This window comes from Candidatus Chlamydia sanziniae (genome assembly GCF_001653975.1).
In the GTDB taxonomy this organism is placed as follows: domain Bacteria; phylum Chlamydiota; class Chlamydiia; order Chlamydiales; family Chlamydiaceae; genus Chlamydia; species Chlamydia sanziniae.
The window spans coordinates 702,016-724,760 of record NZ_CP014639.1 but is presented as its reverse complement, the minus strand read 5'-3'; the positions used below and the strand labels follow the sequence as shown (position 1 = coordinate 724,760).

The following is a 22,745-nucleotide window of genomic DNA, read 5'->3' as shown; positions in this document are numbered from 1 at the left end:
CTATCCTCTAATATATTCCTCTCTGTTCTTTAATCTCTTATTCTCTTATTCTCAAAACAAGGATATTGTAAACTTATTTGTGAGCAACAAAGAGTTCAAGGTAGCGTCATGCGAATAGCAGTCTTAGGGGCAGGATATGCAGGGCTTTCTGTAACCTGGCACTTTCTTCTCCATACCCAAGGCATGGCAACTGTAGATCTTTTTGATCCTATTCCTCTTGGAGAGGGCGCTTCAGGAATGTCTTCAGGATTGCTTCATGCCTTTCATGGACAAGAAGCACTAAAACCTCTTTACGCAGACCTTGGGATGATCACAACTCATAGCCTCATTACCGAAGCAAGTAAAGCCTTAAATCTTCCTATTGTTTTATCCCGAGGAATCGTAAGACCTGCCACAGACGACGAGCAAGCGGCATTATTCATGAAGCGCGTTGAAGAATTCCCCAATGAACTCGAGTGGTGGGAAAAGGCTCGCTGCGAAATCACTATTCCCAGCATGATAATCCCTGCAAATTTAGGAGCGTTATTTATAAAACGTGGCGTCACTATAAATAACAACCGTTATATTGATGGATTATGGAATGCCTGCGCGAGTTTAGGCACACAATTTTATGACGAACTTATTGAAAACATCTCTGACATAGAAGAATTTTATGACCATATCATTGTTACACCTGGGGCTAACGCCGATCTCCTTCCCGAACTTCAAAGTCTTCCTCTAAATAAAGTAAAAGGACAATTATTAGAAATCAATTGGCCTAAAGATCTTGCTATGCCCCCCTTCAGCATTAATGCTAAAAAATACATGGTTACCAATACACAAAAAGGAACATGCATTTTAGGATCTACCTTCGAACATAACCAGCCCAATCCTACGCCAAATTTAGAATTAGCTTCCCAAGAAATTTTACCTCCCATACTCTCCCTATTTCCCGGTCTCAAAAACGCAGAGATTTTACATTGCTATGCTGGCATGCGCTCATCAAGTGCTTCTCATCTTCCTATAATTGCTAAGCTTAAGGAAAAACTCTGGTTCCTAGGAGGACTTGGATCCAAAGGTCTTCTCTACCACGGAATTACAGGAGATATGCTTGCACAAGCAGTGCTACGTACATCTACAAGTTATATTGCTAAGGAATTCCTGTTCACTTCTTAACTAAAACTTCCTGTTCACCTTGTTTAGCCTGGTAAAAAGCAAACGAAAAATTAAAGAAAAAAGCAACCGCTGGTGTTAGAATGAGAGCTATCGGTATTGTCAATATTAATATTTGCATTAAGAAAGACCACGTATGTGTGTCTGCTATTCCAACAAGATGTGTCATTAGATAAAAAGAATCTAAAGCTAACCAACTACATAATGCTAAAGGTAACACAGCAATAACAACGCCAATAAACTGCTGGAGAATATTGCCTTCGAAGCACTTTAAAAGCTTCATATAATCCATATCTTCATGTTCATTAAGAGCAGGAATACAGAAAAATAAACTAGCAAAAGCACCTAAAAACAGTAAGATTAAAGCAGTTGCTGATAAGTAAGGTATAAAGATTAATAGGGTATACAAAAGCTTGCCTATACAAGGTAGGGCACTAAGAAATGTTGATAATACAAGGACCGTCACTACAGTGACAGCAGCAACGAAGAAAGGCATTGAGATGAGTAGCGATAGCCATAATGACTTCCAATTTGTTTTCAAGGCTAGGGAAAAACTACTCTTCTCATTTCGAGATTCTTGCTTTAATAAAAATTGAGCAATAATTGCAGAAGCACAAATAATGTTAAACGCGCAAAAAAAAGCTCCTAAACCTAACATTGATAAAGAAATATTCGGTGCTAGTTGAAAACATAATTGTAAAAATAAAGCAAAAACAAAACCAAAGCAACACAAACTAGAAAAAACAAATAAAAACCTCTGCTTATTAAAAATCTTTTTCAAAGCATTTTGACTTAATACATCGAACGACTGTGTCATACTTACTCCCTACACCTTGTGCTTACAATAAAGACACGCTAGCTTTTTCTTGCAAAATTTCATCCAAAGACATTTGGATTTTTTTCCTTATAAAGGCATCCCAAGGTAGCCCAGAGACAATTTCATAATCTCCAGAAAGCAACATACGACATGGGAAACCAAAAATCAAGTCCTCAGGGATTCCATAAGGATTGTAATCAGAACATACTCCTGACGAGAATAACTCTCCTTCTTTAGGATTGAAAATAGCTCTAGCTGCCTCTGCTAAAGCACGCGATGCTGACGCTGCTGAAGACTTTCCACGAGCTTCAATAACAGCTCTACCACGATTCTGTACAGAGGGGACCATGATGTTCTCTAACCAATCACGATCTCCGATAACTTCGGTAGCGGGTTTTCCTAAAATGTAGGCTTGAGTAAAATCAGGAACCTGTTTTTCTGAATGATTTCCCCAGATAACAACACGAGAAATATCTTGCAAAGCAACTTGAGCACGATGAGCAAGCATACTGTGCGTACGATTTTGATCTAGACGTAACATTGCATGAAAGTTCTTTCTATGTAATCTAGGAGCATGCTTCATCGCAATCCAACAATTGGTATTTACGGGATTGCCAACGACAAATACTTTGGCGTCAGCCTTGGCCGCAGTATTCAATGCAGCACCTTGTATCGAAAATATTTTTCCATTTTCTTTTAACAGATCTCCTCTCTCCATGCCAGGACCACGAGGAACTGAACCGATAAGAAAAGCCGCATCTATACCATCAAAAGCATCATTTAATGATGTCGTCAAACGTAGATGCTCCAGTAAAGGATACGCCCCGTCATCAAGTTCCATACGCACTCCTGAAAGGGCACGCTCCATACCAGGAAGATCATAAATACGTAGATCTATACCACAATCTTCGCCAAAAACATCGCCGTGAGCTAATGCAAACAAAAAATTATAGGAAATTTGCCCTGTACCTCCCGTAACCGCGACACGAACTGTACGTGCGAATGCCATACGCACCCCCTTTAAAAAAAATCACTATAATCCTTGGACGTAAACAAAACAAGATTTTGAAAAAGATTCAATAGTTTGTCATAAGGACATTCTCTAACGCCTTCTATAAAAAATACATCTTGGATAATCCCTAAATTTAAGCCATTTTCAAAAAATTACATAACTCTGAAAAACAACTTAGGCAATTCTATAATTTTTTTCCAGAAGCCTAATACAATTTTCTAATTAAAGTTATCGCTAAGCGGAATTCCCACTTTTGTTAGGAAGAGAAGCAATAAAATTATTTGGAGGAAAGGAAAAACCTTTATGAAATACAATGTCCCTTGTCATCAAACACCTACACGTCAGTTGACAAGTAAATATAAGAATAGCCGATTACACTCTGCTATAATCTTCCTTGATCTACACTTAAACATGTTAAAACAATACAAATAGCTTAAAGATGTCGAAGAAAAAGGCTGCGGTAAAAAAATAATAATAAACTAAGAGACAAGGCGATAGAAAACTACACTTCGTGTTCCAACCCACATGTGAGAAGAAGATTTCACTACTTGTTTACCCTTACGAGTTAACAAGATGCCATAGACATCTAGAAATCCTTGGGAGCACGCGCGAATAAAAAACATCCTATTCCTTAAGTTGAAGCGTTACATCGGATATTTATTATACTATAATCTCTGGATAAAGCTCCGCAAAAAATATCCAAACTTCTAATTAAACAGACAGGGGATAGAAATACTTTTCTTTACGTTAATTTAACATTAAAGAGGGCCAACAGATTTGCGGCTTCGGGAAAACCGGATCCTTCAGCCCCACGCATTAATTCCAATACACGATGAGCAAGCTCTTTACCCAATGAGACCCCTTCTTGATCGAAAGAATTTATACCCCAACAGAATCCTTGAAAAACAATCTTATGTTCATAGTAAGCGAGAAGAGCTCCCAAAGTATAAGGAGTAAGCTGCTGAGCTACTAATAAAGAGGACGGCCGGTTGCCATCAAAATTTTTATTAGGATTAGCATTCATCCGTCCTTGAGCCAAAGCAATTGTCTGAGCAATCATATTGGCAAAAAGTTTCTGTTCGGAACGACTTCCTTCAAAAGAGATATCATATCCACGTTGACTTTTTAAAAAACCAATAAATTCTATAGGAACAATATCCGTTCCCTGATGGAAACATTGAAAAAAGGAATGCTGGCTATTTGTACCAGTCCGACCCCAAAGAATTGGACTTGTAGCAAAATCTACACGCTCTCCGGCTATTGTGATGCTTTTACCATTAGACTCCATACAACATTGTTGTAGATGAGCAGGAAAATATTCTAAACCTGAAGAATAGGGAATCACAGCTTCAGTAGGATATCCTAAAAAATTACGATTCCAAATACCAATCATTGCCGATAACATCGGCAAATTTTCAATCATTTGTGGTTGCAAAGCAACCTTATCCATAGCAGCAGAACCTTGTAGTAGTTGGTAAAAAACCTCAAAACCAAAAGTAAATCCTAAGACAACCCCCCCCACCATCGAAGTTGAGGAAAAGCGTCCACCTATACTCTCCCAAAGATGAAATACCTCAAGGTATTTATTTGTATCATCCATAGGGCTATCCTCACAAGTAACCGCAATAAAATGGTCCTTAAAAAGTAAACCCTGTTTAGCAAAATGATCAGCAACAAACTCTTCATTTACAGTAGTTTCTAACGTACTTCCTGATTTTGATACTGTAACCACCAAGGTTTTCGCACAATCGATTACCTGTAAAACTTCAGCAACATTGTCAGGGTCGATATTAGAAACAAAATGTACGTGTTTATCTGTTGAGCAACAACCACGAAGTGCCCAATAAAGAGCCTTAGGACCTAACTCTGAACCCCCAATGCCTATCTGTACTATCGTAGAAAACTTATCACGGACTTTTTCTAAAAAATCCTTGAGACGTTGAGCTTCAATACGAGCTTTTATAACAATTTCTTCAGCGTTCCCTGTACTAGAAGTCTCGTTTACCCAAGCACGTGTTGCCGTATGTAAAGCAGGCCGGGATTCACTAGGAAACCCTTGAATATAGTTTATAACTTCTCCTCCCTGCATAGCCAACATAGACTCGTGCAGCCTTCGTTCCTTCACTAAAGAGGTCAAAGCAGCGATTACAGCCTCATCTAAACGCTCAGTAGCAAAACTTAATGTCATACCCTCAAGAGTTAATGAAAATTGCCTTACTCTTTCCTCAGACAAAATTCCGGAAGTCGTTAAGTCCACAGGATTTAACGCAAGCTCTTGTAGTACCTTAGTCGAAGTACAATCTAAAAAGCTGTTCCCACTCATTTTTTCCCTCTTGCTAGTTTGAAAATTGTCTAACTCTATATACTAAAGTTAATTTTCTAAATACTGAATCTATTTTTCATGCCTCAATCCTCATTTTACACTACTATTTTGGAAAAATTTTCTCTCTTTCTTTCTGTAGATCGAGGCCTCTCTCGACAATCTGTAGCTGCTTATTGCCAAGACATCTCACTTTTTCTTTCCGTATGCTTAATACAAGATTCTATGAATATTTCACAAAACAGTGTGTATTTCTTCGTAGAAGAATTACATAAACGTAAAGAAGCAGAAACCACGATAGCGCGAAGACTCATCGCTTTAAAAGTATTTTTTCTTTTCTTACAAGACCATGAGCTCTTACCCTACCCTCCAATAATAGAGCATCCTAAAATCTGGAAACGCCTACCTTCCGTACTCACCTTAAAAGAAGTCGATGCTTTGCTCGCAACCCCTCATCAAATAGACGGTAATCCCCCTCAAATCGCTTTTCGAGATACTGCAATTCTTTATACTCTTTACTCTACAGGCATTCGCGTCTCAGAACTCTGTGGATTATGCCTAGGTGATGCAAGTGATGACTGCATTCGCGTTACAGGAAAAGGTTCTAAAACACGGTTGATTCCTCTCGGCTCTCTTGCAAAAAAAGCTATTGATGCTTATCTCCCCTTCCGAGACAAGCATCAGAAAAAAAATCCTAAAGAAGAACACCTCTTTCTATCCATTCGAGGGCGCAAACTCGACCGTTCATGTGTATGGCGCCAAATCCATAATTATGCAAAGCAAATCACACTAAAACCTACATCTCCTCATTCATTACGACATGCATTCGCTACACACCTACTCGATAACAAGGCAGATCTACGAGTCATCCAAGAAATGCTAGGCCATGCCTGCATAGCCTCCACAGAAGTTTACACACACGTAGCCGCAGACACTCTGATAGAAAAGTTCCTTGCTTACCATCCAAGAAGGTCTTAATCACATTCATAAAAAATTGTACCATCCTCAAACCGCATATAGCATTCCCGATCAGGAATAGTACTCTTGGTAAATCCATAAGTGTCTGGGTAATAATACCCATAGTCATATGGATAGTAAAAACTATAAGGAACCGCATTACCATCATCCTTAAACTCCATACCAACAACAGGAAGAATTCTGACAGAAAATGGAGATTCTACAACCGAGGGATGTTCTCCACAGAAAATAGAAGATCCTTGTAAGTAACATGTTATCAAAGATAACACTGATAGCGTTATGACTTTCTTCATAAAAGATCCGCAAAAAATCTAAGCTCTAGACCTCATTTTACTATGAAAAGTTAATTTTAGGGTGAACTTAAGGAAAACAGAAAGGAGAAATGCCCAGGATAGGACTTGAACCTACATGCTCGAAAGCACTGGATCCTAAATCCAGCGTGTCTACCAATTTCACCACCTGGGCAGAACATTGTAATTAAAATTACAACACTGATTGAGTTAGTTTTCTTGCTCGAGTCGTTTTTTGTAAACAAAAATCCCCTAGATCCTTCTTAAGTTTTTCCTTTCTCTCTAACCCCCTTATAATCAAACTTGCAGGAAAATAGAATTTTAGCTAATTTTCCTTTTTCTTATGTGTCCTAATCTACATTACATAAAATAATGAATGCTCCTCAACCTTCCGCAGTTCCTGCGACAAACATGATGCTAAAAGAAGACACCTCCATAGCATCATCTTCTACATCTCTAGGATCTTCGGGAGTTTTGAAAACACTAACAGGAGATGTTTTCTTATCTCCAATAACAACAGAGACAACCTTAATTTCTTTATCCGAATCTCTTGCTGATCTCATTTTAACCCAAATAGTTTTTGCAACTCAGCAAAATGGTGGCCCATCTTCTGATTTATCTCATCAATTCATCTTTTTATCTCCTGAAATTGTAACTTTAGAAATCCAAATCTCGGATCTACTGAAAACTCTTGAAACTATAGAGATTTCTGAAGAAACCTCAAAAAATCTACAATTACAACATTCAGACAAGCCTGCTACTGCTGAAGAAAACATTTTATATCAAAACTCTGGTTCTCTAATTTCCAAATCTCAAGAGGCTCTGCTTCCCCAATCCCAGAAGCAGGCATCTACAGCGTCACCAACTTTTGGAAAAAAAGGTGAGGCCTTACCATCAGAAACTTCAGTCGTCAGCAATTTGTCTTACCGACAAAATCATAATCCACGTTTTTCCTCTGTGATAGATTCCTTGTCCAAGGCAACCTCAAGTAAAGAACAGCAGATTACAGCTTCTCACATAGCGGGTCATACTCTAGAGAAAAAAGAAGAGTTCCTCACTACTACAAAATTTCAAGAATTACATAAAGAAAATCGCGAAAACAAAGACCAACAGAAAGAAGGACAACACCAACAGGAAGAGGAACAAAAACAGGACACTCAGAATAAAAAACGTAAGGATACATCCAACTTAGAGGGGGAGGGGGTGGCTAAGGTTCCTATAAAAACTCTTTGCCTGGCGAATTTACGTTATCATTGTGAAATACGTCAATCCAGAGAAATGCCTTCCAATGAGTCAAGCTTTAAGAGAAAAGCACCTTCTCCAATGACACTTTTTGGCGAAGTCCCTAACGAAAAACTTTCTATACCCATAGAAACGCCAAAAATAGAAAATGTCTTTTTACGATTCATGAAGCTCATGGCGAGAATTTTAGGTCAAGCCGAAGCTGAAGCCCACGAACTCTATCTACGAGTAAAAGAACGTACGGATAATGTTGATGCACTTACAGTCCTCATTTCCAAAATTAACAATGAAAAAGGGGATATCAATTGGAGTAATGATCCCGAAACAAAAGCTCTAGTGGATCGTGCAAAAATACTAGGAGTTCCTATCAATAACGATAATTATACATGGTCAGAGGAAGAAAAAAAAGCTTTCAAAGAAAACATACAAATGCGTAAGGAAAACATGGAGAAAATCACGCAGCTGGAAAGAACTGACATGCAAAGACATCTACAAGAGGTTTCTCAGTGCCATCAAGCACGATCCAATGTACTGAAACTTTTGAAAGAACTCATGGATACTTTTACTTACAATCTACGTCCTTAATGTCATACTTAACTTATTTATTAGATAAAATTGCTTCAATATGTAAACAGGATTTTCCTTTTCCTGACGATTTAGAAAAATATTTAGAAAATTACGTTCCCAACAAAGACTTACCCTTAGATACTTATCAAAAGATATTCAAAGTTTCTTTCGAAGATTTAGAAAGAGTATATAAAGAGGGCTATCACGCCTATTTAAATAAACAATACCAAGAAAGTTGCCAAATATTTCGTTGGCTTGTTTTTTTTAATCCTTTTGTCTCTAAGTTCTGGTTTTCTTTGGGAGCTTCTTTGCATATGGATAAACAGTATTCCCAAGCTTTGCATGCTTATGGCGTAACAGCAATATTACGCGATAAAGACCCTTATCCTCACTACTACGCATATATATGCTACACCCTCCTAAGTGAAGAAGAAGAAGCAGAAAAAGCTTTAGAATTGGCATGGAAACGCGCAAAGGATACGCCTATTTATAAAGAACTTAAAGAAGAAATATTGGAAATCAAAAATCGTGGCTAATTTAAAAATGGAGACTTGAGTATGTCCTCTTGGTTATCTCAAACTAATGAAATCTTTCTCAACGAAGCTCCTTACATTCCTGAAGATCCTAAGACTCAAGAATCCATAGGTACATTTCCGTATTCCATGGTGACTTCTTCTTCTACCATAAGCCCTGTTCTACAAAAGCTCTTTGCCAACAAGCAGCGATGCACGCATTCTCCAAGAGGAAACTCTAAATTTTTTAATGAGATTTCTGTAGCTACCTCAAGAGAAAAAATGCTCGTATTTGGTAGTTCGTTTTCCTCTCAACTTCCTAAAATGTCCAAAGCTTCTGCCTCTTCTCCTTGGGGTCTTTTTACCAACCAAAACTGTAAAGAAGCCACTAAAGTTTTGTGGAGAACTCTCTTTACGCTAAAAAATCGAGAAACTAATACATCACCAGAAATCTCAGAAAACAACGAACTAAAAGGCCCTGTTTCAAGAAGTTTAGAAAACTCTAAAGATTCTGATTTTTCTGATCAAAAACTCACATCCCCTAATTTCTTTACAGATAAGTCACCAATACAATTTAAAGATTTATTGCATCACAAAATGCAAAAAGAGGACAAAAAAGAAAGCTATCAGTTTCTTTCCCAAAAGAGAGAAATAGAAGAGCGCTCGACACTAAAATTTTCAACTAAAGCTCATGAAAGAGAAAGCAACTCACAAAACCAAGATTCAAATAAAAAACATGAAGAAGAATCTCTTTCCTCTAATAAACAGAATAAAAAACAAACACAAAAAGTCGCTCAAATCGTTCCCATTCTCCCTCCTCCAACGATTGGAATTTTTTCTCTGAGTTACCTCTTAACAAAACAAGGAATTCTTGCAGATTTTGCTGCTTATGCATGTCATAAAGACACGATAGAAGCAACTCAAAAAGAACTCGATACTTTACATGAGCAGAGACTTGCGCAAATCCAAGAAAGTATTGAAAAAGAAGCTAGAGCGAAAAAGTGGGGTTCCTTAGTTACAGTTATCGAATGGTTAGTGCCCTGGATATCGATAGGGATTGGTGTTGTTGCCATAGCATCAGGAGGAGGAGTATTTTCTTTTATTGCTTTATTTGCAGGACTCATCACATTAACCTTAACGCTACTGAACGTCTTGAATGGATGGGAAATTCTGGCAAAATTATTGCCTGGAAAAAATAAAGAAAAAAAACAAAAGATTATTAATATCTTACAAATTGTTCTTTATGTACTCTCCATAGTCCTGTCGCTAGCAACATTACGCATAGAGCATCTCGGTTTCTCTCCCCTAATTGAAGGGGCAATCCAAGGAATTCAGCCTGCCTTAGAAAGTGCTCTCGCTGTCTTACGAGGTGTTATGTTATGGATAAAATCTGGTATATATAAAATAAAAGCACAGTTGACTGAAATTGAGTTACGCATCGAATTCACAAACTTTGAAAGAGAGGACAATTTCTCCCGTTCACAAGAATTACTAGAAAAAATAGAGAATTCTTTCGAAAATCTCTTCCGTCTATTAGATTTAATACGCGAAATGGATCAAACTCATCTTAATGCTCTTAGAGCATAGTCCTCGAAGGAATCTATGACAGTATCCTATACAACAACATCTACTCCTACTACTGAAAGCGAGGAGAACCTCTTTCCTTCAGACAACCCTTTCACAGAGGATGCATCGACTCTTGCTACAATGAACATTAATCTAATTGAGGGACAGCAGTGCGCGCTGTTAAGAAGCATATCAGAAACATGCATGATACTTCTCTTTCAAGCAGGAGCTATGTTTTCACAATCGACTTCTAATAAACTAAAACCAAAGCCCGAAGAAAGCCTATTAATCAAAAATGGTATGCTAACGAAAGCATTGCTATCACCAAAATCAAAATCAACAACCTACCAGAGCAGTCCCTCTTCAAATACACAAAGCTTACTAGGACAAACCATAAAATCATCAAAAATGGAGAAGCAATTAATGAAAGAAAATGCTGAATTAGCATTTTCTTCTTGTTCAACTCCTAATGAAGAAACCCCTATTACAAAAACTATTATCATAATACTGCAGTCCCCCCTATCTAAAGAAGTAAAAGAGCAATCTCGTCATAAATCTTCATTCATAACCCTTGAAGTAAAAACATATTCTCAACAAATAATAAAAGAACACACAACAAAAGAACACGATAGCAAACATACAGAATCTCAAAAATCTAAAGACAGCACCCTATCAAAATCTACTATACTCAGCCCTATGGGACTTTTCAGTCAATTACGAGCTGAAATTTCCAAAAGTTTACAAACAACAAAAAGCCAAGAAAAAGAAGAAGGTCTTGGAGAGCAAGGGCAACAACAACAAGATGACCATAGCGAACAGGAAAAACAACCTAAAGATATTGAAGAAATTGATGAATCTTCTAATGTTGTCACATCTTCAGACTCTAAAAAACCTTATTCACAGTGGTTGCCAAAGCCCGTGGTAGAATTTGCTCTTTCTGAAGCACAACTGAGTACACTATTTCATTCAAGAGTAACTAATCTTGATGTGCTTAGAATATGCGCAGAAATCATGAAACTGATGATTCATAGCCGAGAGCAAGACAACCTCTCAAGACTTCAAGCAAGGCAACTCCTCTTTACAAAAGCTCAAGCGCTAATTAGTAGCTATGAATATCAAGCTAAGATCACTCAGTGGTTAGGAGTCGCTACAGCAGTACTAGGAATCCTAGGAGCTCTTTCCCCGATTATAGGAGAGATTTCTGGAGACAAGCTTTTAAGTTCCATTCAAAAAAATACGGGATTCTGGAAAACAGCGACTGCACGAACTTTTTTTAAAAGTACAGGAAAAATCTTCTCATCACTCTCTCAGCTTACTGAAGCCGCGTCTAAAATCTATGAACTTAAAGAGACTGCAACAAGAACATTTGCAGAACATTATAAGGAAATCTTTAGAATAGAACACGATGACATCACACGATCAATTGAAGAAATTAAAGATCATTGGAAAAATATGGATAACTTTCTCCTACACATGCTACAAACTGATCATGATACTATCCGTAATCTTTATCAATAAGCATCAAGATGTTTACGAACATTCTTATACGCTATAGTCCTTCCCCAAGGAAAGCGTACAACACATTTTTTTTCTGTGAAGAAAAGCTTCTTTCCATAAGGAAAAGAATCTAGAGGAAAAGAAATGCTAATAACAATTGCCCCCGGAGCCATAGAAACAAAAGCTTGAAGAACATCCTTTAGTACACGTCGGGAATACGATGAACCATAAAAATAAACACAAGATGCTTCCGATAATGAAATGTCTTTGAAATCTTGTAAGCAGAATAATGTAAATCCCGAAGATAGTTTGCGGTGAATATTTACAGAAAAGCGAACAAAATTCTCTTGGTTTTCTACTCCCAAAACCTGACATTGTATGACATGGGCAAACCAAAAACAAACTTTTCCTAATCCAGATCCTAAATCATAAATAACGTCCTGAGAAGTTATACCAAAAGCTTTGCTGATTTTATAAAGAGCTGACCAGGGAGTCTCTCCATAAACATTCCCCTCCTTTAACAATGAGGATTGCGGAGATATACGAAGCTTAGCATAGGGATTATGCAATAAAGAATAGAAATACTTGATTACATCATATAAAAGTAACCTCGGGTACTTCACATATAATGAACAAAAAAGGTATATACACTCTCGAAAAGAAAAAATAATTCTGGAAAAAAACTGCCTTACTACCAAAAAAAAATTGCGTAGAGACTTGCTAACAGCGTAATTCTTTAGGAAGTTGGAATACGACATCTTCTATAGTAAATACATCATCTTCTACTTTTAAACCAGGGATGAGTTTAATTAGTCGACGTATACATGCCTGGACAATATGCTCAGGAGTTGACGCCCCTGCAGTGATAGCAATGTTCCCAGAACAATCCATAATCTCCTCAGAAATATACTCAGGACCGTTAATTAATGCAGCGGAAACGCCTCTTTTTTCAATCATCTCACGAAGACGATTAGAATTTGAGCTATTGATATCTCCAATGACGAATGCAAAACCTACCCACGGCAATACCGACTGTAGTGCTTTCTGACGGTTTGTTGTTGCGTAACAAATTGATGATCTAGGGAGAGTAACCAACGACAAATAACGCTTCTGTAAAGCTCCAACAATCTCTTCAACATCATCCAAACTTAAAGTAGTTTGTGTAATATAAAATAAAGGGACTTCAGGAGCAAAAGGTAAAGCTTCTACATCATCTACATTTTCTACAACAATGACATTCTCAGGGGCTTCTCCTGCAATACCGATAACTTCAACATGCTTCTTATGGCCTATTAAAATTATCTGATAGCCCTTATTCGCATATAATTTTACTGCAGAATGTACTTTGGTAACCAAACCACACGTAGCATCAATATCTATAAGCTTACGTGCTTTTGCTTCTACACGGACAGCGGGAGAAATTCCATGCGCAGAATAAATCACTTTTGCTCCCTCGGGAACATCTGCTAACTCTTCAACAAAAATTGCACCCTTAGCATGTAAAGCATTGACAACATGACGATTGTGAACAATTTCATGGCGCACATAAATAGGACTCCCCCACCTCTTTAATGCCAATTCCACAACTTGAATAGCACGAATAACTCCAGAACAGAACCCTCGAGGATTGCATACAATAAGTTTGCGCATAAAAATTCTTATAACTTCCATAAAAAAATACGTTTTCAAAATAAAAATCTTAAAAACGTATCCAGTTTATAATAATTACATTTATATGGTCTAATCTATTTTGCCATAGCTATTCACATGAACAAGAAGTTGTGTTTCTACAAGCTCTTCAGCTTCAACTTCAGCTTCAACTTCAGCTTCAACTTCAGCTTCAACTTCAGGCTTTGAATTTTGTCTTGTATCCATGAGAGACTTTGTAACAATAGATCTAACCGTCGAGATATAATCCGAATATTTCCCTGTTTGCAAATCTTTTGCAGAAAAGCCCAAATCTATATCAGGAGAGACTCCTAAATTTTCCAGGAACTCCCCACTAGTTCTTACTGCTAAAGAACCTGTTAAAGATACAGATTTCACTCCCGAACGGTTAGGGAAGGTCACCCGGAAAACAAATCCTCCAGCTCCTGCTGTCGGCTTGCCTATTAAGACAGCACGTCCATTGTCTTTTAAAATCGCAGGAAAGAAATCTCCACAAGAATAATCCTCTTCATTAATCAATACAAATATTGGCTTCGTATAACGATGCCGTGGATGAGGTTGCACTTCAGTAAATCCAAGTAGTGGTATAGGTTTCGAAAGAGAAATATCTCCACTAGCCCAACAATCCAGTATATCCTTGGAAAAATTTTGCAAAGCTCCTACAGCATGCATATCCATGCAGTACCCTTCCATAGTCTCCCCAAGCACAGCTCGCGCTTGTGTATCAGTAAAGACACCCTCAAGCATTTCCCTCCACTCCAATGCTGTTGCTACTTCATCCTGAGTAAGAATCATTCTATGTTTAGGCGTCTCCAAAGGACGATCTGTTAGCATAGAAAGTAACCCATAGAGATAGAAAACACTTCCTCCAGGATTATTCGTTTGGTCGATAATTAAAGCATCACTCTCCTTTTGTAAGATATCAATGATCTCTCCAAAAGTTTCCCAAGGTGTTTCAAGACGATTGGGCTCACGATTTTCTAAATCCGTCCAAATATAAGTAGAAATTCGCAAAAAACCTATGCGGTATAAATTCCCAGAGCTATCCCTTGCTTTGAAAATATTTGCTCGATAAGGACCCGAAATTTGCTCCCAAAGTATATTACCAAAGTCAGGGAAGAAACCATCCTTATTCCCCAAATGGTATCCACTGTTCACGCGTTGCTTATTTTGCGCATGGGTTTCTTCCCAAAAATAGGGAAGCATATGCGAACTAAACAAAGAACTACCATGCACAGATGATTGTTGGTTATGACGAAACAACGCACAACCTTGTAGAGGCAGGTCCGTTTTGTGGTTAGGCATTAAAGGTGCTACTAAAGAAAAATCTCCGATATGCTCAGGGGTATAACGCCAGCGTGTCGTTGAATTACGTATTAAACCACTCGGACGACGGACTTTCATCATTGCAATGCCTGAAGGAACCTGTTCCCCTAAAGCTGCAGAACGAGAAAATAGCGAACGTGTAGCTGCAGCATAATCAGCAAGACTTCCCCGCCCAAAACGAACACTCTCAATAGCTTCCTCTACTAACATACCATTAAATTCCAATAACTCATCCCCTAAGCTAATATCACCATGTGTTGTATTTACATCTACAACATACACATGCCCATCATCTGTAAGCTTTAAAATATAAGGAAGATATGCATTCTCATTTCGGTAAAAAACTATTCCAGCATGATAGTCATTTAAAGATTGTACATAATTCGAAAAAACCCTTTGGCAATAAGCTGTTGTAGGTTTTTCTTCTAGTAACAATTGACGACGAGCATGTTGGGTTTGTTCTTCTAAATTCCAATTAAATAACACCTGCTTCCAAGGCAAAGGCGCATACTTTACTTCAATTAAATGCTGTATAAAGCCTAAATCTTGAAATGCATTTTCTTTTGTTAAGTCCTTAGAAAAAACCGTAACAACGCTCATCACACTCAAACTACATAGTAAGGCCCCTATTTTTCCTTTTTTCATATTTACCTCCCTCTTTTTCTCTGCGAATGCTAATAGAGAAATGGCATGATACGGGTTATAATAATTTTTTAAAAAACATTATCCTAAAAAGCTTAAAAATAAAAATTTAAAAATCATCCAAGATAAATACTCTCCAATAAAAAATAAGAAAGTAAGCCTCCAAAATAACTAGCCAACGCAATCCAAGAAATTTTCTTAAAATACCACAAAAAATCAACCTTTTCCAACCCCATAAACGCTACACCTGCAGCAGATCCTATAACCAGAATACTTCCCCCAGTGCCCGCAGTATACGCAATTAATTTCCATAAACTATCGTCTAAAGGAACTTGGTACATTCCCATAGTAGCAGCTACGAGAGGAACATTATCCAAAACACTGGAGATAAGACCAATGAAAACAGCAACGATATGCTTTGAAAATAAATTATCCATCCACGAAGAGAAAGTAGAAAGTATATGGGAAAAAGTTAACGCATTCACAGCCAATAAAATCCCTATAAAAAAAGTAATAGAAGAAATATCAATTTGCGTCAGAATATGAGGAACACGTAAATGATAACGATCTTCACCATGAGGAGAATGAACCCAATCACTTGCTAGCCAAACAAGACCAAGACCTAATAAAGCTCCAATAAATGGAGGAACTCCTAAGCAAGCTTTCCATATAGGCACCATAAGTAGGGAACCCAAACCTATACAAATAATCCAAATACTCTTAGGAGGAGCAGATTGAAGTTCTATTTCCTTAGGGACCAAAGAAGCTCGGTTCTTACGCATGACCAACTGACCACAAGTTCCAGCAACTATTACACAAACAAGACTTGGGAAAAATAAAGATCGTATAATTCCCCAAGAAGTAACCTTATTATTAATCCACAGCATTGTAGTGGTCACATCTCCTAGAGGAGTCCATGCCCCTCCAGCATTAACAGCAATCACACAAAGAGCTCCTAATAATAAACGATCCTCTCGGGACTTAACCAAACGTTTTAAAATAGAAATAATAACAATGATTGAAGTCAGATTATCTAAAGCTGCAGATAAGAAAAATGACAAAATGATAAGCACCCAAAGAAGCAATGTCCGTGATTGTATGCGACAAAACTTAACAATAATTAAAAACCCTTTGTGAGCATCAATGAGTTCCACGATTGCCATAGCAGAAAATAAAAAAAAGATTACCTGAGCCATATCAGCGATTTCTTCCGCCAAGATCATATGATCTGCCGCACCCTGTATATGGGAAAAGCAAACTAACCACATTAACCCTCCCATGACTAAAGCAATAGCAGACTTATTCACCCTAACAATGTGTTCAAAAACAATCGCGACATATCCAAACAGAAACAAAGCACACAATTGGAATTTCAACATGATAACCTCTAAAATAATTCTGCCGATTAGTTTACTCCTAACGCCAACACAGGTAAAGAAGGAAAAAGTCTTCTGATCCAACCAGCAAACACTATTTTTAAAAGATAACAAAGATAACACGGAAGAAGAGTAAAAGAAATTTCAGGAACCATTTGACAAAGATAAAAAAGAATCGAAAAATAGTAGCATTCCTGGATTTTAATTTTCGGTTATTGTGCAGTGAGGGCTTCCCCATTTCTATTTAAAAATTTCATTCCTAAGCTTTATACCAGCATTAAGGAAGGCTACTCTTTCAATACTTTTAAAAAAGATTTCTTAGCGGGGATTACTGTAGGTATCTTAGCCTTTCCCTTCGCTATTGCCATAGCCATTGGCATAGGCATATCGCCAATCCAAGGTCTCCTCGCTTCGATTATCGGAGGATTTTTAGCCTCAGCCTTAGGCGGGAGTAGAGTCCTTATCTCAGGACCCTCAAGTGCTTTTATCTCTATTCTCTATTGTATAGCGGCAAAATATGACATTGAAGGACTTTTTACTGTAACATTAATAGCAGGCATTTTCCTTATAGGCTTTGGACTTGCAGGACTAGGAACCTTTATTAAATACATGCCCTACCCAGTCGTTACAGGACTCACAACAGGCCTCGCTGTGATTATCTTTTCCTCTCAAATCAAAGATTTTCTAGGCCTACAAATGGGAGCAAACGTCCCCACAGAATTTATCGCAAAATGGATTGCTTATTGGGATCACTTATGGACCTGGGATAGTAAATCTTTTGCCGTAGGACTCTTCACCCTACTCATTATGATCTACTTCCGTAATTATAAGCCTCGTTATCCAGGAGTCATGATTGCAATTATTACCGCAACTACTCTCGTTTGGCTACTAAAGATAGATATCCCGACTATTGGCAGTCGCTATGGAACTTTACCAGCATCTTTCCCCCTACCCTCCTTTCCCCATCTTAGCTTCACTAAAATTCTTCAATTAACACCGGATGGCTTAACCATTGCTGTTTTGTCGGGATTAGAAACTTTACTCGCGGCTGTTGTTGCTGATGGAATGACCGGTTGGCGACACCAATCTAATTGTCAGCTTGTTGCCCAAGGAATAGCCAATCTCGGTACATCATTCTTTTCCGGAATGCCCGTAACAGGGTCCTTATCACGAACAGCGGCAAGTATAAAATCAGGAGCAACCACCCCAATAGCAGGACTTATCCATTCTATTTCCATTTGCTTTATTCTTCTACTGCTTGCTCCGCTTACAGTGAAAATTCCTCTCACTTGTCTTGCTGCCGTTTTAATTTTAATTGCTTGGAATATGAGTGACATCCACCATTTTATCCATTTATTCACAGCTCCTAAAAAAGACGTTATTGTGCTTCTTACTGTTTTTATTCTCACCGTAATGACAACAATTACTTCAGCAGTACAAGTAGGAATGATGCTAGCAGCATTCTTATTCATGAAGCAAATGAGCGATTTATCTGATGTAATTTCAACAGCTAAATATTTCGACGATGACAACCAACAAAAAGACACAGACTTTGTAAGTAAAGATGAGATCCCTCCAGATACAGAAATCTACGAAATTAACGGTCCTTTTTTCTTCGGAATTGCTGATCGCTTGAAGAATCTCCTCAACGATATAGAAGTCTCTCCAAAAATTTTTATCCTCTGCATGACGCGAGTCCCCACCATAGATGCTTCTGCCATGCATGCATTAGAAGAATTCTTCTTAGAATGTGATCGTCAGGGAACTCTTCTACTATTAGCAGGAGTGAAAAAAACCCCTTTAGCAGATCTCAAACGTTACCATCTAGACGAATTGATTGGAGTGGATCATATCTTCTCTAAAACTAAAGGTGCTCTACTTTTTGCTCAAGCCCTCACTAATTTGGAAAGTAAGTCTTCATGTCAATGATTGCCTACCATAGCTTCAGGAACTACAAGATGGTCAAATTTTTCCTCAGAAAGATAACCTAAAAGAACACACGCTTCTTTCAATGACAAATTTTCATGAAAAGCTTTTAAAGCTATTTTGGAACACTTGTCATAACCCAAAGTAGGGGCTAGTGCTGTTACTAACATCAAAGAATTATTTAAGTATTTCTGTAAACATATCTTATTTACTTGTAATCCCAATACAAAAAAGTCTGCGAAAGCTTGCATTCCATGAGAAAGTAAATTTACAGATTGTAAAAAATTATAAATAATTACTGGCTTCATAACATTAAGCTCAAAATTGCCACGACTGCCTCCAATAATTATTGTTTGATGATTTCCCAAAACCTGAGCACAAACCATTTGTAAAGCTTCACATTGCGTAGGATTGATCTTTCCCGGCATTATGGAAGACCCTGGTTCATTCTCCGGGAAAAATACCTCTCCAAGCCCACAGCGAGGACCTGAACCTAAAAAACTCAAATCCGTCGCAATCTTTGTTAAAGCACATGCTAACGTTGCTAAAGCACCGTGAGCATAAACCAAAGTATCGTGACACGATAATGCAGAAAAATAATTTAAGACAGGGGTGAAGGGTTCCTTCGTTTCCTGACGCAAATAATAAATCACTTTCTTCACAAACCCCTCTGGAACATTCAATCCTGTCCCTACAGCAGTCGCTCCTATTGCTAACTCATATAAATGCGTTAAAGAAAATCCAATTCTTTCCAAGCAATGACGAATCTGAGCACTATAACCGGAAAACTCCTGTCCCAAAGTCATAGGAACAGCATCCATAAGATGTGTACGACCAATCTTTACATCATGTCGGAATGTCTCGGTTTTCGCATCCAAAACTTTCAAAAGATGATTCAGTGCGGGAATAAGCTTCATTTTTAAACTTATCACACTAGCAATATGCATCGCTGTTGGGAAAACATCATTAGAAGATTGCGATTTATTCACATGATCATTGGGGTGGATAGGATTCTTACTCCCTAATTTCCCTCCATGACGTTGTATAGCAAGATTAGCAATCACCTCATTCACATTCATATTCGACTGGGTGCCACTTCCTGTTTGCCAAACCTTTAAAGGAAAATGTTCATCAAAACCGCCTTGCAAAATTTCATCCGCAGCAGAAACTATCATATCACAATGCTTAGAATCCAAAAATCCCAGGTCTCGATTCGCTTTGGCAGCACACTTCTTAATCCATACAAGCGCCCGAATCATTTCATAAGGCATGACTTCCGATCCCCAGGAAAAAAATTTTAGAGAACGTGCTGTCTGAGCGCCATATAACTTATCTTCAGGAACTTCCACCATTCCCAAGCTATCATTTTCTTGTCGCATATCTCTTTTTTCCTTATGATCTAGCATTTTTCTTTTATACTAATAATTAAATGAAAAGAAAGGGCTTCTACTACTTTACCATAACTTTTTCTTTACTCGTTGTCTGGGAGATAGTGTCACGCCATCATCCCACCTTTTCATTCCTTTGTCCCCCTCCGACACGCATAGCTTCAACCACATTACAATCGTTGCCACTATTACTTTTTTCTTCCTGGAGAACACTACAAGGCATCCTGGGGGGAGTTTTTCTAGCCATTATCCTCTCTGCAAGCCTAGCAACAATTATGTTATCCTATAAATCAGCAAAAGACCTGCTGCAACCACTCCTTGTCCTTCTACAATGCACCCCAATGTTTACTTTAGCCCCTCTAATTGTTCTCTGGGTCGGATGGGGAATCAATGCAGTTATTATTCCCACAGCACTTACCATATTCTTTCCCTTAACACTCACAATCTACCAAGGAATTACATCCACCCCAAATGAACTCGTCGAACAATTTATTCTCCTTGGAACCACAAAAAGTCAAATCTTAATTAAACTACGCCTGCCCTATGCATTGCCCCATATATTCTCTGGACTAAAAATTGCTATAGGATCTGCAGGACTTGCTGCTATTGCAGGAGAATGGGTAGCCTCGCAAACAGGTCTGGGAATTTTGATTCTTGAAAGCCGTAGAAACTACGATATGGAGCTTGCCTTTGCAGGGCTTGCTACTTTAACATTTCTTACCTTAATGCTTTTTCAAATCACTTTGTTAACTGAAAAACTTGTTTTTTCCCTATTTCGCATAAAAAAAATAGCTCGCCAACGAAAATCCTTTCTCAAACAATATAAAACTTGTATTCTCCTCGTCCTTTTTCCTCTAGCCCTGCTACCTTTATGGAAAAAGACAAAGCCAGGCCCTAAACAAAAGAATCTAACCTCGCTATCTCTTCTACTTGATTGGACGCCCAACCCAAATCATATTCCCCTTTACGTAGGCTTAGCTCAAGGCTTTTTTCAAGATCAGGGCATTGATTTACGCATTCAAAAAAATACTGATTCAAGCTCAGTAGTTCCCCATATCCTCTTTGAACAAGTCGATATGGCACTCTACCATGCTTTTGGTATACTAAAAACTTCAATAAAAGGCATGCCCATACAAATCATAGGTAGGTTAGTTGACTCCTCTTTACAGGGATTTCTTTATAGAGCGGGAGATTCTATTACAAAATTCGAAGATTTGAATAATAAAGTTCTGGGCGTCTGCCTCAATAATTCCAGAAACCTCTCTGCTCTTCTTGAAACATTACGAATCCGTGGTGTCGTACCTTCAGAAGTAAAAAATGTGAGTGCTGACCTCATTTCCCCCATATTATTAAAAAAAATCGATTTTCTCTACGGTGCTTTTTACAATATTGAAGGAGTAAAGCTCGCTACACTTGGTATGCCAATGAAATGTTTTCTCTCGGATACTTACGGTATGCCCACAGGCCCCCAACTTCTTGTCTGTGCTAAAAAGGGAACAAAAGCAACAGAACCTGAAATTGCCCTTGCCTTCCAAAAAGCTCTTGAAAAAAGCATAGTTTTTTCTCGAGAGCACCCTAAAGATGCCTTCGATCTTTATACCAAAGCGACAGCACATACTCTCAAACCCATCGATAGTGAATATCTTCAATGGCAAAAAACACTACCGTTGCTCGCACAATCACAATGCCCACTAGATGAAGAACTAATCGTTAGCCTCTTACAAGCCATTATCGAGCGTTATCCTGAGCTTCTAACTCAAGCTAGAACGTTTTCTTCTAAAAGTATTCAAGGACTTTAATCTCCTAGATTACATGGATGAGATAGTACATGAGCAAGACGTGATAAAATATCCCTAAGAACTTCTAAAGACTTTTGTTCTGCATTGATACGGGAAATTTTATGTCTAGGATAGTACTGAACTATCTCTTTTATTTCCTTTTTATACGTCTGCAAGCGCTTCTGTAACACTTCAACAGATACTTCATCAAGACGGCCTTTTTTATGCAAAGAACGTTGCGTTCTCTCCAAAAGTTTAGTCTCATCAGCAACCTCTAGAAGGATAACATGACGCACATGGAGATAAGCATCCAATAACCTAGCTTGTTTTAATGTCCTTGGAACCCCACTGACTAACAAATCTTGCTTATTAGGAAGATACTGTCCTGTAGCTATCATTCCCTGAATATAATAATGCCAAATAGCGATAACATCGCGATCAGGAATTAACGTTCCTAATACGGCATACTTATGAAAAAGCTTGCGAATTGGAGATTCTAAAGGATAGCGTCGAAAAATGTCCCCCAAAGAAACATATACCTGGTGGCCAGCATTAGCAATGAAGTGGCCTAAAAAATCTTTACCAGCTCCAGGTGGGCCAAATAAAAGAATTGACGAAAATGGCTGAGTATAAAGGTGTATGGTTTTCGAGATTTCTTCACTTACCACGGGTATTTCTCTCCCAAACT

At 38.1% G+C, this 22,745-nt stretch carries 19 protein-coding genes and 1 tRNA gene; 8 read left to right on the top strand and 12 right to left on the bottom strand.

From position 1 onward, the window contains the following. The first annotated feature begins 108 nt into the window (after nucleotides 1-108). On the top strand, nucleotides 109-1,155 hold the full coding sequence (locus tag Cs308_RS03150; protein WP_066482459.1) for an NAD(P)/FAD-dependent oxidoreductase: 1,047 nt from the start codon (nucleotides 109-111) through the stop codon (nucleotides 1,153-1,155). Here Cs308_RS03150 and Cs308_RS03145 read toward each other — a convergent pair. From Cs308_RS03145 to Cs308_RS03135, 4 genes are all read right to left on the bottom strand, one after another. Next, nucleotides 1,145-1,969 (bottom strand): hypothetical protein, encoded by an 825-nt coding sequence (locus Cs308_RS03145; protein WP_066482457.1) that lies wholly within the window; start codon nucleotides 1,967-1,969, stop codon nucleotides 1,145-1,147. The two genes, Cs308_RS03150 and Cs308_RS03145, sit on opposite strands and share 11 nt — an antisense overlap. Before the next feature lie 22 nt (nucleotides 1,970-1,991). After that, on the bottom strand, nucleotides 1,992-2,978 hold the full coding sequence (locus Cs308_RS03140; protein WP_066482455.1) for a malate dehydrogenase: 987 nt from the start codon (nucleotides 2,976-2,978) through the stop codon (nucleotides 1,992-1,994). A gap of 482 nt (nucleotides 2,979-3,460) precedes the next feature. Beyond that, nucleotides 3,461-3,604, bottom strand: coding sequence for a protein LtuA (ltuA, locus tag Cs308_RS05070; RefSeq protein WP_197481281.1), 144 nt, complete (start codon nucleotides 3,602-3,604; stop codon nucleotides 3,461-3,463). A gap of 119 nt (nucleotides 3,605-3,723) precedes the next feature. Next, nucleotides 3,724-5,304, bottom strand: a complete 1,581-nt coding sequence (locus Cs308_RS03135) for a glucose-6-phosphate isomerase (RefSeq protein ID WP_066482452.1) — start codon at nucleotides 5,302-5,304, stop codon at nucleotides 3,724-3,726. A 78-nt stretch (nucleotides 5,305-5,382) separates the two neighbouring features. On the opposite strand from Cs308_RS03135, the gene Cs308_RS03130 reads away from it, so the two are divergent. Next, on the top strand, nucleotides 5,383-6,279 hold the full coding sequence (locus Cs308_RS03130; protein ID WP_066482449.1) for a site-specific tyrosine recombinase XerD: 897 nt from the start codon (nucleotides 5,383-5,385) through the stop codon (nucleotides 6,277-6,279). Here the strand turns inward: Cs308_RS03130 and Cs308_RS03125 are convergent. Both Cs308_RS03125 and Cs308_RS03120 read right to left on the bottom strand, forming a co-directional pair. Further along, complete coding sequence (locus Cs308_RS03125; protein WP_066482446.1) at nucleotides 6,276-6,572, bottom strand: hypothetical protein; 297 nt, start codon at nucleotides 6,570-6,572, stop codon at nucleotides 6,276-6,278. The genes Cs308_RS03130 and Cs308_RS03125 overlap by 4 nt on opposite strands. A gap of 90 nt (nucleotides 6,573-6,662) precedes the next feature. Beyond that, a tRNA-Leu gene (locus Cs308_RS03120) sits at nucleotides 6,663-6,744 on the bottom strand. A 197-nt stretch (nucleotides 6,745-6,941) separates the two neighbouring features. On the opposite strand from Cs308_RS03120, the gene Cs308_RS03115 reads away from it, so the two are divergent. The 4 genes from Cs308_RS03115 to Cs308_RS03100 are packed head-to-tail and all read left to right on the top strand — an operon-like array spanning nucleotide 6,942 to nucleotide 11,974. Then, on the top strand, nucleotides 6,942-8,396 hold the full coding sequence (locus tag Cs308_RS03115) for a hypothetical protein (protein WP_066482444.1): 1,455 nt from the start codon (nucleotides 6,942-6,944) through the stop codon (nucleotides 8,394-8,396). After that, nucleotides 8,396-8,914 (top strand): SycD/LcrH family type III secretion system chaperone, encoded by a 519-nt coding sequence (locus tag Cs308_RS03110; RefSeq protein WP_066482441.1) that lies wholly within the window; start codon nucleotides 8,396-8,398, stop codon nucleotides 8,912-8,914. The genes Cs308_RS03115 and Cs308_RS03110 overlap by 1 nt, the downstream gene beginning before the upstream one ends. A 21-nt stretch (nucleotides 8,915-8,935) precedes the next feature. Further along, nucleotides 8,936-10,477: a hypothetical protein gene (locus Cs308_RS05095; RefSeq protein ID WP_066482437.1), complete on the top strand. Its 1,542-nt coding sequence runs from the start codon at nucleotides 8,936-8,938 to the stop codon at nucleotides 10,475-10,477. A gap of 15 nt (nucleotides 10,478-10,492) precedes the next feature. Then, nucleotides 10,493-11,974 carry a hypothetical protein gene (locus Cs308_RS03100; protein WP_066482436.1) on the top strand — a complete coding sequence of 494 codons (1,482 nt, stop codon included), beginning with the start codon at nucleotides 10,493-10,495 and terminating at the stop codon, nucleotides 11,972-11,974. Here the strand turns inward: Cs308_RS03100 and Cs308_RS03095 are convergent. From Cs308_RS03095 to Cs308_RS03080, 4 genes are all read right to left on the bottom strand, one after another. After that, nucleotides 11,968-12,711 (bottom strand): class I SAM-dependent methyltransferase, encoded by a 744-nt coding sequence (locus Cs308_RS03095; RefSeq protein ID WP_066482435.1) that lies wholly within the window; start codon nucleotides 12,709-12,711, stop codon nucleotides 11,968-11,970. The genes Cs308_RS03100 and Cs308_RS03095 overlap by 7 nt on opposite strands. Then, on the bottom strand, nucleotides 12,674-13,603 hold the full coding sequence (gene ispH / locus Cs308_RS03090; protein ID WP_066482433.1) for a 4-hydroxy-3-methylbut-2-enyl diphosphate reductase: 930 nt from the start codon (nucleotides 13,601-13,603) through the stop codon (nucleotides 12,674-12,676). Before ispH ends, Cs308_RS03095 begins: the two co-directional genes overlap by 38 nt. Before the next feature lie 90 nt (nucleotides 13,604-13,693). After that, nucleotides 13,694-15,592, bottom strand: coding sequence for a protease-like activity factor CPAF (locus Cs308_RS03085; RefSeq protein WP_066482430.1), 1,899 nt, complete (start codon nucleotides 15,590-15,592; stop codon nucleotides 13,694-13,696). Between the two features lie 113 nt (nucleotides 15,593-15,705). Further along, nucleotides 15,706-16,968: an NhaD family Na+:H+ antiporter gene (locus Cs308_RS03080; RefSeq protein WP_066482428.1), complete on the bottom strand. Its 1,263-nt coding sequence runs from the start codon at nucleotides 16,966-16,968 to the stop codon at nucleotides 15,706-15,708. Nucleotides 16,969-17,187: 219 nt separating this feature from the next. Between Cs308_RS03080 and Cs308_RS03075 the strand changes: the two genes are divergently transcribed. Then, a complete protein-coding gene (locus tag Cs308_RS03075; protein ID WP_066482426.1) occupies nucleotides 17,188-18,894 on the top strand; it encodes an SLC26/SulP family anion transporter in 1,707 nt (568 codons plus the stop codon). Here the strand turns inward: Cs308_RS03075 and fumC are convergent. Next, the gene (gene fumC, locus Cs308_RS03070; protein WP_066483412.1) at nucleotides 18,888-20,270 is read right to left on the bottom strand and encodes a class II fumarate hydratase; all 1,383 of its coding nucleotides are present in this window, start codon (nucleotides 20,268-20,270) and stop codon (nucleotides 18,888-18,890) included. The genes Cs308_RS03075 and fumC overlap by 7 nt on opposite strands. A gap of 50 nt (nucleotides 20,271-20,320) precedes the next feature. Between fumC and Cs308_RS03065 the strand changes: the two genes are divergently transcribed. Then, nucleotides 20,321-22,078: an ABC transporter substrate-binding protein gene (locus Cs308_RS03065; RefSeq protein ID WP_066482424.1), complete on the top strand. Its 1,758-nt coding sequence runs from the start codon at nucleotides 20,321-20,323 to the stop codon at nucleotides 22,076-22,078. On the opposite strand, the gene Cs308_RS03060 is transcribed toward Cs308_RS03065, so the two are convergent. Continuing rightward, on the bottom strand, nucleotides 22,075-22,725 hold the full coding sequence (locus Cs308_RS03060; RefSeq protein ID WP_066482423.1) for an adenylate kinase family protein: 651 nt from the start codon (nucleotides 22,723-22,725) through the stop codon (nucleotides 22,075-22,077). The two genes, Cs308_RS03065 and Cs308_RS03060, sit on opposite strands and share 4 nt — an antisense overlap. Between the last annotated feature and the right edge of the window lie 20 nt (nucleotides 22,726-22,745).